This window comes from Povalibacter sp. (assembly GCF_036735925.1).
Lineage (GTDB): Bacteria > Pseudomonadota > Gammaproteobacteria > Steroidobacterales > Steroidobacteraceae > Steroidobacter.
Genome location: NZ_DAINNK010000003.1, coordinates 141,950 through 156,999 on the forward strand (window position 1 = coordinate 141,950; position 15,050 = coordinate 156,999).

Annotated in this window: 12 protein-coding genes and 1 pseudogene; 8 read left to right on the forward strand and 5 right to left on the reverse strand. The window is 62.4% G+C overall.

The genetic code is table 11. The features are described from left to right. Positions 1-306: 306 nt before the first annotated feature. Positions 307-1,860 carry an arylsulfatase gene (locus V7D81_RS02145; RefSeq protein ID WP_324314154.1) on the forward strand — a complete coding sequence of 518 codons (1,554 nt, stop codon included), beginning with the start codon at positions 307-309 and terminating at the stop codon, positions 1,858-1,860. 17 nt (positions 1,861-1,877) lie between these two features. On the opposite strand, the gene V7D81_RS02150 is transcribed toward V7D81_RS02145, so the two are convergent. Beyond that, positions 1,878-2,633 (reverse strand): DUF2490 domain-containing protein, encoded by a 756-nt coding sequence (locus V7D81_RS02150; protein WP_324314155.1) that lies wholly within the window; start codon positions 2,631-2,633, stop codon positions 1,878-1,880. A 115-nt stretch (positions 2,634-2,748) separates the two neighbouring features. Then, a complete protein-coding gene (locus V7D81_RS02155; protein WP_324314157.1) occupies positions 2,749-3,519 on the reverse strand; it encodes a bestrophin-like domain in 771 nt (256 codons plus the stop codon). Between the two features lie 163 nt (positions 3,520-3,682). Between V7D81_RS02155 and V7D81_RS02160 the strand changes: the two genes are divergently transcribed. Together V7D81_RS02160 and V7D81_RS02165 are read left to right on the forward strand one after the other, a co-directional pair. Beyond that, a complete protein-coding gene (locus tag V7D81_RS02160) occupies positions 3,683-4,495 on the forward strand; it encodes a hypothetical protein (protein ID WP_324314158.1) in 813 nt (270 codons plus the stop codon). Positions 4,496-4,619: 124 nt separating this feature from the next. Beyond that, positions 4,620-5,045, forward strand: coding sequence for a helix-turn-helix domain-containing protein (locus V7D81_RS02165; RefSeq protein ID WP_324314159.1), 426 nt, complete (start codon positions 4,620-4,622; stop codon positions 5,043-5,045). Here V7D81_RS02165 and V7D81_RS02170 read toward each other — a convergent pair. After that, on the reverse strand, positions 5,042-6,007 hold the full coding sequence (locus tag V7D81_RS02170; protein WP_324314161.1) for an AraC family transcriptional regulator: 966 nt from the start codon (positions 6,005-6,007) through the stop codon (positions 5,042-5,044). The two genes, V7D81_RS02165 and V7D81_RS02170, sit on opposite strands and share 4 nt — an antisense overlap. A 185-nt stretch (positions 6,008-6,192) precedes the next feature. Here V7D81_RS02170 and V7D81_RS02175 point away from each other — a divergent pair, with 185 nt between their 5' ends. The 5 genes from V7D81_RS02175 (at position 6,193) to V7D81_RS02195 (ending at position 13,081) form a co-directional block, all read left to right on the forward strand. Next, positions 6,193-7,677 carry a DUF1254 domain-containing protein gene (locus V7D81_RS02175; protein WP_324314162.1) on the forward strand — a complete coding sequence of 495 codons (1,485 nt, stop codon included), beginning with the start codon at positions 6,193-6,195 and terminating at the stop codon, positions 7,675-7,677. A gap of 92 nt (positions 7,678-7,769) precedes the next feature. Next, positions 7,770-8,624 carry a transporter gene (locus tag V7D81_RS02180; protein WP_324314163.1) on the forward strand — a complete coding sequence of 285 codons (855 nt, stop codon included), beginning with the start codon at positions 7,770-7,772 and terminating at the stop codon, positions 8,622-8,624. Positions 8,625-8,752: 128 nt separating this feature from the next. Beyond that, the gene (locus V7D81_RS02185; protein WP_324314164.1) at positions 8,753-9,481 is read left to right on the forward strand and encodes a response regulator transcription factor; all 729 of its coding nucleotides are present in this window, start codon (positions 8,753-8,755) and stop codon (positions 9,479-9,481) included. Between the two features lie 62 nt (positions 9,482-9,543). Continuing rightward, the gene (locus V7D81_RS02190; RefSeq protein ID WP_324314165.1) at positions 9,544-11,358 is read left to right on the forward strand and encodes a sensor histidine kinase; all 1,815 of its coding nucleotides are present in this window, start codon (positions 9,544-9,546) and stop codon (positions 11,356-11,358) included. Between the two features lie 133 nt (positions 11,359-11,491). Next, the gene (locus V7D81_RS02195) at positions 11,492-13,081 is read left to right on the forward strand and encodes an arylsulfatase (RefSeq protein WP_324314166.1); all 1,590 of its coding nucleotides are present in this window, start codon (positions 11,492-11,494) and stop codon (positions 13,079-13,081) included. Between the two features lie 110 nt (positions 13,082-13,191). Here the strand turns inward: V7D81_RS02195 and V7D81_RS02200 are convergent, their stop codons facing one another. After that, entirely contained in the window at positions 13,192-14,736 is a 1,545-nt protein-coding gene (locus tag V7D81_RS02200) for an arylsulfatase (RefSeq protein WP_324314167.1), read from the reverse strand. Positions 14,737-14,750: 14 nt separating this feature from the next. Further along, positions 14,751-15,050, reverse strand: a pseudogene (locus tag V7D81_RS02205) (hypothetical protein); the annotation flags it as partial.

A 15,050-nucleotide genomic window follows, 5' to 3' on the forward strand; every position in this document is an offset into this window, starting at 1 on the left:
GCGACCCGGCCAGTCACGCTCGGAGCGAGACACTACTCCACGAGCTGCGGGTGCGCGGCGTGTCCTGCGCGAACTACTTACCGCGTGAACGCAGCAGCAGCATTCTGCGTAGCCCGCTGGTCCGGCACAGTACGTAGGTTGGGCAGGTGTCGGTTTTCGCAGTCGTGTGAGGAAGATCTTCGCGCAGCACGGTGCCCCTTCTACGTACTGAATCTCCAGTGTCGTGCAATGACAATTGCGCTGGCTGGCGCTTTGACGCCTTGCAAAAAAAGAAGACGCGACTCATCAAGCTGCAGGAGCAATTCAATGCGAGCGATTAGATCCTTCCTGACCGTTGCAGCGTTGGCCCTGTGGTCCTTACCCGTGTGGGCTCAGTCCGGTTCGAAGCCCAACATCCTCGTGATCTGGGGTGACGACATCGGCACCTGGAACATCAGTCATACGAACGGCGGCATGATGGGCTACGAGACACCCAACATCGACCGCATCGCGAAGGAAGGCGTTTCGTTTACCGACTACTATGGACAGCAGAGTTGCACCGCCGGGCGCGCAGCTTTCATCGGCGGCAACGTCCCGGTACGAACCGGCATGACCAAGGTGGGTCTGCCCGGCGCGGCCGAGGGCTGGCAGAAGACGGACGTGACCATGGCGACCGTGCTCAAGAGCCAGGGCTACGCGACGGGGCAGTTTGGCAAGAATCACCAGGGCGATCGCGACGAACACCTGCCGACGGCGAATGGCTTCGACGAGTTCCTCGGCAACCTCTACCACCTCAATGCCGAGGAAGAGCCGGAGAATGAGGACTATCCGGCGGACATGATCATGGCCAACGGCAAGAAATTCCGTGAGGTCTTCGGGCCGCGCGGCGTGATTCACTCCTATGCCGACGGTCGCATCGAGGACACGGGCCCGCTGACCAGGAAGCGCATGGAGACGGTCGACGAGGAAACCATCGCGGCCGCCAAGGATTTCATCACGCGCCAGGTGAAGAGCGGCAAGCCCTTCTTCACGTGGTGGAACGGCACGCGCATGCATTTCCGCACGCACGTCAAGGCGGAGCACCGTCACAAGGGCAACGACGAGTACACCGATGGCATGATCGAGCATGACGGCCAGGTGGGCGAACTGCTCAAGCTGCTCGATGACCTGGGCATCGCCAACAACACGATCGTGCTGTATTCCACCGACAACGGACCGCACTACAACACCTGGCCGGATGCAGGTACGACACCGTTCCGGAGCGAAAAGAATTCCAACTGGGAAGGTGCCTACCGCGTACCGGCGTTCGTGCGCTGGCCCGGCCATATTCCGGCAGGCAAGCGCCTGACGGGCATCGTGGCGCACGAAGACTGGCTGCCCACCTTTGCAGCGATCGGCGGCGATGCCGGCATCAAGGACAAGATCGCCAAGGGCGTCTCTCTGAACGGACGCAAGTATCGGAACTACATCGACGGCTATAACCAGCTGGACTACCTCACCGGCAAGGCAGCGGAGTCGCCGCGGCGCGAGTTCATCTATGTGAACGATGACGGCCAGATCGTGGCCATGCGCTACGACGCATGGAAGGCCGTGTTCCTGGAAAACCGCGGCGAAGCTTTCGGTGTCTGGCGCGAGCCGTTCATCGAACTGCGGGTGCCGCTGCTGTTCAACCTGCGCCGCGATCCGTTCGAGAAGGCGCAGCACAACGCCAACACCTACAACGACTGGTTCCTCGACCGCGTGTATGTGCTCGCGCCCATGCAGCAGCTCGCTGCGAAGTTCCTGGTCACGATGAAGGACTATCCGCCAAGCCAGACCCCGGGATCTTTCAATCTCACAAAGGTGGAGGCGCAGATAAAGAGTGCGATGGGCGGTAGGTAACTGTTTGCCGACCCATCTCACTCGAAGTCGTCGCCGTGCGCCAGCCGCGACAGCAATCCATGCTGTCGCGCGACCTTGAAATTCAGGCGCCAGATGTTGTCGGTCCAGTCGAAGCTCTCGCCTGCAGCGCGCGTGAACTGCATGTGATAGATCAGCTCGGCACGCACCAGTTCGCCGAACACATAGCCGAGTCCGATCCGCAGTCGCGCGAGATCGGACATGTCACGATCGAAGCGATAGAACGCTTCTGCGTCCGCAAGGCCATACCACGCGCCGGCTTCGTTCGCCTTCTGCGTCAGGGCGAACTCGGTTCCGAGCCGATCGCGGAAACGGAAGAACTCCGTGTCCTCGCCCACGTCGCGATCCTGGATGCGGTACTCCATGCGCGCGAGGTTGTAGAACGTGAGCCGGCCCGAGCGGGTGAAGTAGTTCTTCAGGCCGACCAGCGGACGGTATTCGTTGATGTCGGTCGATTCCTCATTGTCGGTTCGGACATTCAGCACGACGCCCCACAGTTCGGCTCGCTCGCGGAAGCGCCAGATCGTGCCGAGGCCGAGGTACGTGATGTCGTACTGCTCGTCGTCGTTCGTGACGTAGCCGAGGTAGCCGATACCGATCCACTTCTTGTCTTCGGTCAGGGCGTAGGAGGGGAAGACGGTGACGCGATACTCGTCGCTCTTGTCATCGGCGCGGGCCGGCAGCGACATGATGGCTGCTGCGAGAGCGAACCAGCCGCCGATGAGAAGGCAGCGATTCTTGTTGTACTTGTTCATGAAGACACGGCGAAGTGAAGGGGCCTCGATGCTAGCTGCTTTCTGTGGGTCAGGCTTTAGCCTGACTGTTTTCTGGCCGGCTCAAGCCGGCCCCACAGCAAGAGGCCAGATCGAGTCACCGCATGCCCTCGCGCAGATCCACCATCGCCTGATCGAAGGCGTCGACGCGTATCAGTCCGAGTCGCGGATATTCCAGATCGAGGATCAGGTACAACGCGACGGTCGTGGTGGCGGCAAAGCCGAGGAGATGCAGCATGCTCTGCCGCGCCGCCTTCGCCTGGCCGAAGCCGGCGAGAAATGCACTGACCAGTACCAGGATCATCAGCAGCGCATAGATCGCCATGGGCGGGTGCTGCTCGGTCGCGAGAATGCGGGTCGACGCGATGTCGAACATGTCGTTGAAGGAGGGCATCACGGTCTGCGCAATCGGGACTGCCGGCGCGGCGCGGATCGCGCTCTGCAGTTGCGCCCAGAGATCGGATTGCAGCTTCTGGGTCCGCTGTATTGCTGCAGCGGTCGCTGCGGTATCGGTGACGCGTCGATAGGACTCGATTCGCTGGTCCAGGTAAGTCCGCATGAGTTCGCGCGAGGCGTCGCGCTCGGCTTGCGGCAGCAGATCCAGTCGCAGCCACGCGGTGCCGATGGCATTGACCTCCTCGATGATCAGGTCGCGCCGGTGCTCGAAGCGCGTGGCCGCCCCGGTGAAGGTGAATGCCACCAGCAGCCCCATCAATCCGAAGATCGCGCCATCGACCGTGCCCAGACCCTCGTTGGCATCGCGACCTTCGTCGGACATGCGGCGGCGTCCGACCAGCCAGCCGAACCGCAGGCTGGCGGCGACCGAGCCAAACAATCCTGCAATGAGAAGAGCGGCCCACAGGGACATATCGCGTTACCGGGATGAATGAGACGCACGATGCTAGCGGCGCGGATTCATGCTGCGACGCGGGTTCTACCTATGCGACTGTCAGAGGCGGGCAAGTACGCTCGCGCATCGAACAATCGGCAAGAAGTTGTCGCTTCGTCAAAGGGGAGGATCGATCGAGCCTATGAACAACCCGTTGCGCAAGTCATTCGCCATCGCCGGCACGCTCGCCTGCGGTGTGTGGCTTCCACACATCGCCTGTGCGCAGGAACAGGACGCCGACGCACTGGCGAAGCAGCTCTCCAATCCGGTGGCTGCGCTGATCAGCGTTCCGCTTCAACTGAACTACGACACCGGCTACGCCAACGACGGCGAGAAATGGCTGCTCAACGTGCAGCCCGTGATTCCCATCAGTCTCAACGACGACTGGAACCTGATCTCGCGCACCATCCTGCCGATCGTGGATCAGCACGATGTCGTCAATGCCGGGAGTCAGTCAGGCATCGGCGACATCACCCAGAGCCTGTTCTTCTCGCCGAAGAAGCCCACGGCGAGCGGCTGGATCTGGGGCGTCGGCCCGGCCTTCCTGCTGCCCACGGCAACCGACGATCTGCTGGGCACGGAGAAGTGGGGTCTGGGGCCGACGGCCGTCGCGCTGAAGCAGACCCAAACCGGCTGGACGTACGGCGCGCTGGTGAATCACATCTGGTCCGTCGCCGGCGACGACGATCGCGCCGACGTGAACTCGACGTTCCTGCAGCCGTTCCTGAGCAAGGGCCTGGGGCAGGGACGCACCGCGACGATCAATCTCGAATCGAGCTACGACTGGGACCGCGGGCAATGGACCGTGCCGGTGAACCTCATGTACACCAAGGTCACGAAGTTCGGCAATCAGCTCGTCAGCATCGGCGGCGGTGCGCGGTACTACGTGGAAGCGGCGGACGGCGGACCGGACTGGGGTCTGCGATTCGTGTTCACGCTGCTGTATCCCAGATAGACGCTACGCCCCGCTGTGCTGATGGATGCAGCGGGCGCCATTTGTTGCCAGATTTGCATATCCATGATCCGCGTTCGGCGCGAGGCTCGTCCGTCCCCGCCCATTGGGCGTTGGCATCGACATCGTGAGCAAGCGGTCTCTTCCCAACGCTTCGCACATTGCCCGACTGCGCAGCCAGCGATCGGGACGCGATCCGTTTTCGCGAAGCGCCGTCGTCAGCCGCGTCGTGGCCCTGATCGAAGGCCGTCCTGCCGCATCATTTCATCTCTCCGACCTGTGTTCGGCTGCCGGCGTGAGCGAACGGACATTGCGGACGATCTTTCGCGAGCAGTTCGGTACCAGCCCAAAGAAGTTTCTTCGAGCGCACAAGCTGCACAACATCCGCACGGCACTGCGCGCTTCCGATGATGAAGGGGATACCGTGTCCAGGATCGCCGCACGGTTCGGGCTCAGCGACGCCGGTCGTATGGCAAAGGACTATTACAGACTGTTCGGTGAGTATCCGGGAACGACACGCATGCATCGCTGCCGCACCGTGCGCGATCGCTAGTGTGCCGGCACGATTTCCCGCCGCGCCGCCAGCGCCTGCGAGGGCAGCAGGCCGAATACTTGCCGGTATTGCCGGGCAAACTGGCCGAAATCCCAGAAGCCGAGATCCGTGCAGATCCTGCCCAGCGTTTCTCCGGGCTGCGCAGAACGAATGGCCATGCGTGCCCGATTCAGGCGTACCAGTGTGAGGTACCTGTGCGGCGACATTCCGAAAGTCTCATGAAAGACGTTGCGCAGCGTGCGCTCGGAGATCCTGATCGTGCGACACAAGTCGTCGGTATAAATGGCCGCGTCGCCTGCCGCCTCGATCATGCCAAGGACATGGGACAGGATCCCGGCGCGATCGATCGCAGGTCGTCCCGCCGACCGTCCCGCTGATTTGGGGCGATCGATGGGGACAATGGTACGAAGCGTCGCGTCAACGACATCGCGCCTTGCCATCTCGCCCGCAGTCTCACTATCCAGATTGCCGGGCGTACATGCGCCAACGGTGAACAGTCGGTGAGCCAGCCGGATCAAGGAGAGTACCGGCGTATTGGAGATCCGGTTGAAGTTGCTGGCGAGGGTTCGCGCTTTGCATTCGTGCTCGTTCGCTGTCAGCCAGGAATCCACGAGGGCCGCCGGAACCGTTACTGACAGCCAGTTCGTCGGCTGGTCGGCACCGATGTGAAACATCTTTCCCGGCGCCAGCCATCCGATCGTTTCGCCATCGAATCGTTGCCCATTCACGATGATGGCCGAGTGAGCACGAAGCGGGATGAATACGCAGAAGCAGCCTGGCGCAGACGCGCCGCTGTAGATATTGGCGGCTCCATCGCGGCCCGCCATCAGGATCACACCCTTCAGGTCGAGGATGCGCAGACGCCAGTCAAACTGCTGTCTTGCCCGCAGTACGTAGCGACCCTGTACGCCTTGCAATGCATCCGCAAAGCCATCGAACTCCGGATAGCTCAATCGGAGCATAGCTGCCTCAGGGACTCGTGGGTCGCAGAACCCTATCAGCATTGTTGCCGGATTTACGTTGCGACTTGTACTGAAGCTGCGAGTCTTCGGCTGCTCAGATGGAGATCGCTGCAATGAAAGCAACTGCTGCAAGTACCGTCGTGAAGAAGATCGATTGATCCGCCGACTATTCAGGAGAGACACAAATGGCCTTCCGATTCCAGATGACCATGACCGCCATGACGCTCGCTGCGCTCGGCACGCTGGCGACCGGCGCCGCTGTCGCTGCCGACGCACCTCCGCTGGTCAGGCAGATCAACAACGGCAACTGGCTGTCGCAGACTGAAGCCGAATCGCTGCGCGACGAGTTGTTCTATCAGCGCGCCGTTCACGCGTACATGACCATGCTGCCGGCGCTGAACACCATCGGCATGCGCGATGGCTCCGAGGCCGTCTTCGGCAAAGGCTATGACGTTCTGCCGATCTGGAAGGACCGCATGGACAGCCGCACCTGGGTGCCGACGCCCAATGCGGACGTGATCTATTCGATGAGCTACCTGGATCTGAAGAAGGATGGACCGCTGGTGGTCGCGGCACCGCCGAACGTGATCGGCATGTTCACGGACTTCTTTCAGCGCACCATCACCGATGTCGGTCTCATCGGTCCCGATCGGGCGCGCGGCGGACTCTATCTGCTGCTGCCGCCCGACTACACCGGCGAGATTCCGCAGGGATATTTCGCGTTCAAGTCATCCACCTACAACGTGCTGCTGTTTTTCCGCACCATCATGAAGAAGGGCACGAACGGCCCCGATCCGGGACCTGCCGTGGCGCTTGCCGAACAGACGCGCGTCTATCCGCTGTGGGCGGCGGAGAAGGACTTGAAGCCGATGCAGTTCCCGAATGCCAGCGGCAGACGCATCAACATGATGTATCCGGTGGACAGCAGCTTCTGGAGCAAGCTGAAGGAATTCGTCGACTACGAACCGGCATCGGCCATCGATCCGGAACTGAGCGGCGTGCTCGCCTCCATCGGGATCGTGAAGGGACAACCGTTCAAGCCGACCGGCAAGCAGCCGCAGCTATTGCAGAAGGCGGTGGAGACGGCGCCGAAGATGATCCTGGCGCAGCGGCAGCTCGGTCGTCCGGACGGACGCGACCGCTATTACAAGGATCGCCAGTATCTGAACACCTGGGCGTCTGGCACGTCGGAATGGCTGCAGGAGGGCTACACCGACATCACGCAACGTTCCAGCTATTTCCAGATCGCATTCTCGTCGGCCTCCGCGATGGTCATGCGCACGCTCGATGCGGGCTCGAAGTATCCGTTCACGCTGAAGGACGCGAACGGCAGCTTCCTGACCGGATCGAACGTGTACAGGCTGCACCTGCCGCCGAATCCGCCTGCGAAACTCTTCTGGGCCGTTACGGCCTACAACATCACCGATGGCACGATGACCGAGGCACCGCAGCAGCTGCCGTCGATCAATGCCTTCAACGATGTCGCGACCAACAGCGACGGCTCGGTCGATCTCTGGTTCGGACCGCAGAAGCCTGCAGAAGTACCCGAATCGAACTGGATCCAGACCGTGAGCGGCAGGAATTTCCTGGTGGCGCTGCGTCTCTACGGTACGGGCGTAGAATTCTTTGACCAGACCTGGAAGCCTGATGACGTGGTCAAGGTCAGGTAGCGCAAAATGATGATGTTCACGCTGCTGTCTCCAGTGAGGATCGAGTGTCGCCGAGAGGATTGATTTCGTGCTCGATCCTCATATTTGCAGCCTTGCGTGTTCACGCCCAGGAACTGGAGCCGCGCGCCTATTCGCCTAATCCGGTGGGCGTGAACTTCCTGGTCGCGGGCTATGTGCATTCCGACGGCGGCGTGCTGTTCGATCCGTCGCTACCGTTCAGCGATGTCGAGGCAACGCTGGACGCGGCGGCGGTGGGCTACGGCAGAACCTTCGGCGTGTTCGGCCGATCGGCCAATGCCGCGCTGGCGGTGCCGTACGTGACGGGTGATGTCTCGGGAAACATCGGCGAGACGCATCGCTCGACCAGCCGCTCTGGACTCGGCGACATCAAGCTGAAGCTCGGCATCAACCTGCTCGGCGGCGATGCGCTCACGCCCCGCGAATTTTCGCAGCGCAAACCGCAGACGACACTGGGTGCCAGTCTCACCGTCGCCGCGCCGACCGGCCAGTACGATCCGCAGAAGCTGATCAACATCGGCACGAACCGCTGGGCGTTCAAGCCGGAGATCGGCGTATCGCAGCCGCTGGGCCACTGGTATCTCGAAGCGTATGCGGGCGTGTGGCTGTTCTCGGACAACGACGATTTCTACGGCGGCCAGCATCGCGAGCAGGATCCGCTCGCCAGCCTGCAGGCGCACGTGAGTTACACATTTCGCCCGCGGCTGTGGCTCGCAGCGGATGCCACCTGGTATCGCGGCGGCGATACGAAGATCGATGGCGTGCGGCGCGCCGACCTGCAGGAGAACACGCGCGCCGGTCTCACGCTCTCGGTTCCCGTGGCCGCACGTCAGTCGCTCAAGTTCACCTGGAACGAAGGCACCTCGACACGCATCGGCGGGGACTTCACGACTTATGGCGTGGCGTGGCAATACACGTGGCTGGATTGATCTGCCGCAGCAGAGCGATACGTCCGCAGACCCCCGGTTTCTGCCTATGCGACAGGCACGGCCAAAGCACGTAACCTCCCGCGCAGAAACGGCGGCAAAAACGTGGCAGCGCCAGCATGAACACAGATATGCGTTTCACACAGGACGGTTTCGTTCACATCGTCGACGATGACGTGTCGTTCGCGAACTCGATCGCTCGAATGCTGTGGATGACGGGCATCCCGGTGCGTTGTCATGAAAGCGTCGCCCAGTATCTCGCCGGCGATGTTTCCGGCCCGGGCTGTCTGCTGCTCGATATCTGTCTGCCCGGGTCGAGCGGGTTCGAACTGTACGAAACGCTCATGAGCCAGCACCCGCGCCGGCCGGTGATCTTCCTCACGGGCGTGGACGATGTGAACCTGAGCGTCGCGGCCATGCGCAGCGGCGCCGTGGACTTCCTGCTGAAACCCGTCGAGATGCCGCAACTGCTGGCGTCGGTCCGACGGGCGCTCGCCATCGACCTGGCCCAGCGTATCGAGCAGCAGCGGATGGCTGATGCGCGCAGCCGTCTCGGCATGCTGTCGCGCATCGAGATCGAAGTCTTTCGAGGTGTGGCCAGAGGCCAGCGCGGCAAGCAGGTTGCCCATGACCTTCGTCTCAGTACCCGCACCATCAAGTTTCATCGGGAACGATTGATGCGCAAGCTGCAGGCTTCGTCGGTCGCCGATCTGGTCCATCTGCATCGCGTGCTGCAGCAGGACGAGGAAGCACGTCGACAGCGCAGCAGTCAGAAGAGAACGTGGCACGCCAGCCGCCTGGCGCACCGCTGGCTGCTGCCTTCCGAGTCCGGTTCACCGAAGCGCGCGTCCTGGGCGTGAATCGCCGGACGCCTGGTCTGCGTCCTGACGCCGTAACGGGCCGCCTGCGGCGAACGATACGGGTGTTCCCGTTGCTGCTGCTGTGGCAGTACGGTGTCGCCGCGACCTCCGAACCCGCCGTCAATGCACTGCAGATCGTCGTGCTGCAGCCGACGGATGCGCTCGTGCCCGCGGCCATGGCCGCCGAGAGCGCCATGCGTGAGGCCATCGTCGGCGCGGTCGATGCCAGCGTGACCTTTCGCCGCGAAACGCTGGGCAGTGTGGCGAGTCTCACCGTCGACGATCCCGCGCAACAGGCGGATGCGCTGAGAGCGCTGTACGCCGGGGAGCATGTCGACCTGGTGATGGCCGCGACCGCGGTGGCGGTGCGTTTCATGGAACAGTACGGCGCGTCCATCTGGCCCGACGTTCCGGTCGTGTATTTCGGCGTCGGTGCAGGCACCGTCGATCCGTCGCGCCTGCCGGCGAATTACACGGGCGTCGGCATGCCGTTCGATGTGCAGGGAACGGTCGACCTGGCATTCCGGCTTCAGCCTCATCCAGGCAGGATCATCTACATCACCGGCACTGCACCTTACGATCGCTGGTGGACGCCCGTGTTCAAGCACGCCTTGCAGCGATATCGGGATCGCGCGCCCATCGAGGAATGGCTCGGTCGCCCGGTCAGCGCGATGCGTGCCGATCTGAACGCGGTTCCTGCAGACGCGATCGTCCTGTACGCCAGCATGTTTCGCGACGAAGCAGGCACTGGCTATACGCCGGCCGAGGTCGCGCGGGCGCTGGCGCAGTCATCGCGAGCGCCGGTCTTCGGCATTCTCGAAAGCTATGTGGGTACCGGCGTGCTCGGCGGCGCCGTCGTCGATTTCAGGCAACACGGCACCGAAGCAGGGCTGCTCGCCGCGCAGGTGCTGAACTCGCGCGGTACGTCGATTGCACTGCCGCGCTACTCGGAAACCGCCACGCGCTGCACGATCGATGCGCGCCAGCTGCAACGCTGGGGTGTCGACCGCGCCCGTGCGCCGCAGGATTGCGAACTGCGATTCCAGACACCATCGCCCTGGCATCTGTACCGCACCGCCATCGTGGTCGCGCTGCTGCTGATCGCACTGGCCGTCGTGATGTACCAGCAGGAAAGAAAGCGGCGACGGCTGGCGCAGGAGGCCTACGCGAGCCGCAGCGAGATGGCGGGAGCCGCCCGGCTGGCGCTGGTCGGCCAGATCACCGCGTCGGTGACGCATGAAGTGACGCAGCCGCTGAGCGCCATCCTGAGCAACGCCGAGGCGGCCTCCCTGCTGCTGGCCACGGCGAATCCCAGGCTGGACGAGGTGCGCCAGATCCTCGATGACATCCGCGCCGACAATCAGCGCACGCGCGAGATCGTGCAGCGCGTCCGTTCGCTTCTCAGGGATCGCGAACTGCACAAGGAAAATCTCGACATGAACGAAGTCGTCCGCAGCGTGGTGACGCTGGTGCGGACCGACGTCGCGAGGCGTGGACTCGTCATCCGGCTGGCCACGGAGGCGGACATGCCAGGCATCCAGGGCGACCCGGTCCACCTGCAGCAGGCCTTGCTGAACCTGCTCATGAATGCGGCGGATGCCATGGAGTCGGTGCCGCCGGGAGAGCGGTACATCGACGTCGACTGTCGATGCCGCGATGGCACTGTGACGGTGTCCGTGACCGACGTGGGCACGGGCGTACCAGCGGACCAGTTGTCCCGGCTGTTCGACGCATTCTTCACGACGAAGCAGAACGGCATGGGACTCGGCCTGTCGACCGCGCGCGCCATCGTCGATGCCCACGGCGGACGCATCTGGGCGAAGAACAACGCCACCTCGCGCGGCACCACCGTGGCCTTCGCCATTCCGGTCGCGTGAGGCAGCGGCTATCTGCCGTTTTCTGCTGACTCTCCTACGGACTCTCAGTCGCGACGCATCTCTCCACACTGACCGCCACCGTCGCTGTGGACGGACATCGTTCGTGTACGAAAAGAACCGGAGGCAGGCACGCATGAACAGGATCTTTCGCTGGACAACACGGCTGACGGCAGCCGCGCTGGCCATCAGTTCCCTGACTGGACTGGCGACGACCGCCAGTGCACAGGGCAAACCCAACATTCTGATCATCTTCGGCGACGATGTCGGTCAGACCAACATCAGCGCCTACAGTCACGGCGTGGTGGGCTACGAGACGCCCAACATCGACCGCATTGCCCGGGAAGGCATGATGTTCACCGACTACTACGCGGAGAACAGCTGTACGGCGGGCCGTTCCACGTTCATCACCGGTCAATCTCCCAAGCGCACGGGCCTGAGCAAGGTGGGCCTGCCCGGCGCACCCGTAGGTCTGCAGGCACGCGACATCACGATTGCCGAGGCATTGAAGACCCAGGGCTATGCCACGGGCCAGTTCGGCAAGAACCATCTGGGCGATCGCGACGAATACCTGCCGACGCGCCACGGCTTCGATGAGTTCTTCGGCAACCTCTATCACCTGAATGCGGAAGAAGAGCCCGAGCGCCCGTACTGGCCGAAGGATGCCAACGATCCCTTCCGCAAGAAATTCTCGCCGCGCGGAGTGCTGCACACCTTTGCGGACGGCAAGATCGAAGACACCGGCCCGCTCAACCGCAAGCGCATGGAAACGATCGACGACGAAACCACCGCCGCCGCCATCGAATACATGAAGAAGCAGAAAGCGGCCGGCAAGCCGTTCTTCACCTGGATGAACTTCACCCGCATGCACCTGTTCACTCACGTCCGGCCGGAATACCGCGACAAGAGCGGCCTGGTCGGCAACGAATACGCCGACGGCATGTGGGAGATGGATCAGAACGTCGGCAAGCTGCTGCAGGCGGTCGACGAGATGGGCATCGCCGACAACACCATCGTCGTCTTCACCACCGACAACGGACCGAACCAGTTCAGCTGGCCGGATGCGGCGACGACACCCTTCCGCAGCGAGAAGGACACCAACTGGGAAGGTGCCTTCCGCGTGCCGGCGATGGTGCGGTGGCCCGGCAAGATCAAGCCGGGATCGGTGACGCGGGAGATGTTCTCCGGCATGGACTGGTTCCCGACGCTGCTGGCCGCGGCGGGCGATCCGAACATCAAGGACAAGCTGCTGAAAGGCACATCGATCGGTTCGAAGACCGGCAAGGTGCATCTGGACGGTTACAACCAGCTTGACCTGCTGACAGGCAAATCGCAGAAGGGCGCGCGCGACGAGTTCTTCTATTTCAATGACGATGCCGAGCTGGTGGCGATGCGCTTCGGCGAATGGAAGGCCGTGTTCTGCGAACAGACCGTGCCTGGCGGCATGCGGGTCTGGGCCGAGCCCTTCACCTGTCTGCGCCTGCCCAAGCTGTTCAACCTGCGCATGGATCCGTACGAGCGTGCGGACATCGTTTCGGATCAGTACTACGACTTCCAGACCAAGAACGTGTATCTGACGATCATGGCCCAGACGAAGGCCACGGCGTTCCTGGAGACGTTCAAGGAATACCCGCCGAGCCAGTTGCCTGCCGAGTTCGGCATCAACGCCGTGCAGGAGAAGATCAACCGCGGGATCGAGGAACAGTTCAACAAGGCGAGGAAGTGATGGTTGCGGGAGCGGTGCCGATCCGGCGCCGCTCCCTCTTTCTGTAGGTCAGGCTTCAGCCTGACTTCCGAAAAGAGGCCGGCTAAAGCCGGCCCCACAGTCAGAACAAGCTACTTGTTCGCCGGCTCCGACAGCTTCCGCATCACCTCATCCAGATTGAAGCTCGCCGGCTTCTGCCGGATCGGATAGTCCTTGAAGCTCTGCAGCCACTGGGCAACATACGTCTGGATGGGGACTTGAATGAAGACACGTCGGGTCTGCCAGTCCGCGTAGTAGATGCTCTCCGTAGCGCGCTCAAAGGGGTCTGCGCGCAGATTGAAGAGGTTGGGCACACGCAGATGATCGAACTGGGTCTGCCACACACCCATCGGACTGCGCGGCTGGGCTTCTCCATGCTGTTCTAGAAACGAAACCTTCCAGTTCTCGTAGCGGATGGCGACAAGATCGCCGTCGTCGGACCAGTAGAGGAATTCCTTGCGCGGCCATTCCTTCGTTTCGCCCTTGAGCGCCGGAATCAGGTTGTAGCCGTCCAGGTGAACTCTGAAGTTCTTCTTGCCTGCGGCGTAGCCCTTTGCAACCTTGGAGACCAGATCCGGTTCGCCCGCCGCGGCGGCAAACGTCGGAATGAAGTCCTCATGTGCGCAGATGTCGTTGATCACCGTGCCCGGCCGGATCAAGCCCGGCCAGCGGATCAGCGTCGGCACGCGGAAGCCGCCTTCCCAGTTGGTCGCCTTTTCGCCGCGGAACGGTGTCGTGCCGCCATCGGGCCAGGTGAAGACTTCGGCGCCGTTGTCGGTGGTGTACACGACGATGGTGTTGTCGGCGACGCCGAGATCGTCGAGCTTCTTCAATAGCTCTCCGACGATGCCATCGTGTTCGACCATGCCGTCGGGATAGATGCCGAGCCCCGTCTTGCCATCGCTCTCCGGCTTCAGGTGCGTGAACACATGCATGCGCGTGCTGTTGAAGTACGTGAACCACGGCTTGCCTGCCTTGGTGTTCTTCTCCATGAAGCTCATGGCGGCGGCAGCGAATTCCTCGTCCACCGTTTCCATGCGCTTCTTCGTCAGCGGGCCGGTGTCTTCGATCTTGCCGTCGGCGAATGAATGAATCACGCCGCGCGGGCCGAATTTCTTGCGGAAGTTCGGATCCTTCGGATAGTCGGGATTCTCCGGCTCTTCTTCGGCGTTCAGGTGATAGAGGTTGCCGAAGAACTCATCGAAGCCGTGATTCGTCGGCAGGAACTCGTCCTTGTCGCCGAGATGGTTCTTGCCGAACTGACCTGTGGCGTAGCCTAAGTTCTTCATGAACTCCGCGACGGAAGGGTCCTGCGCCCGCAGGCCAACATCCGCGCCGGGCAGGCCGACTTTGGTCAGGCCCGTGCGAATCGGTGACTGGCCGGTGACGAACGCCGCACGACCGGCCGTGCAGCTCTGCTGGCCATACCAGTCCGTGAACATCGCGCCTTCGCGGCCGATGCGATCGATGTTGGGCGTGCGGTAGCCCATGATGCCGTTGTTGTAGATGCTGGGATTAAACCAGCCGATGTCGTCACCCATGATGACGAGGATGTTCGGCTTCTTGTTCTGCGCCTGTGCCGTCGTGGCCAGGCAGGCCAGCAACGCCAGTGCGAACAGCCAGTGCAAGCGCTTCATGATCATCTCCCTGGTTAAAAAGTGAATCCCACCTTCATCGTCGGACCGAACGAATCCACGTCATAGATGAACCGGTCGGCGCCGCTGCCGCGGTCGTAATCGATGCTGATGTAGCGATAGCCGATCGTGAACAGCGTGCGTGGCGAGTGCCGGTAGCCGATATCGCCCTGCGCCTGCCAGTAGAAATCCGAACCGACGCCCCAGCCGCCGATGTTGCCGCGCCCCTGCAGAAACCATTTGTCGCCGAGCGGGATCGTGGCGCGCACGACCATGGACGGATCAATCCAGTCCTCGGTCAGTCCGCCGCGCAAGGT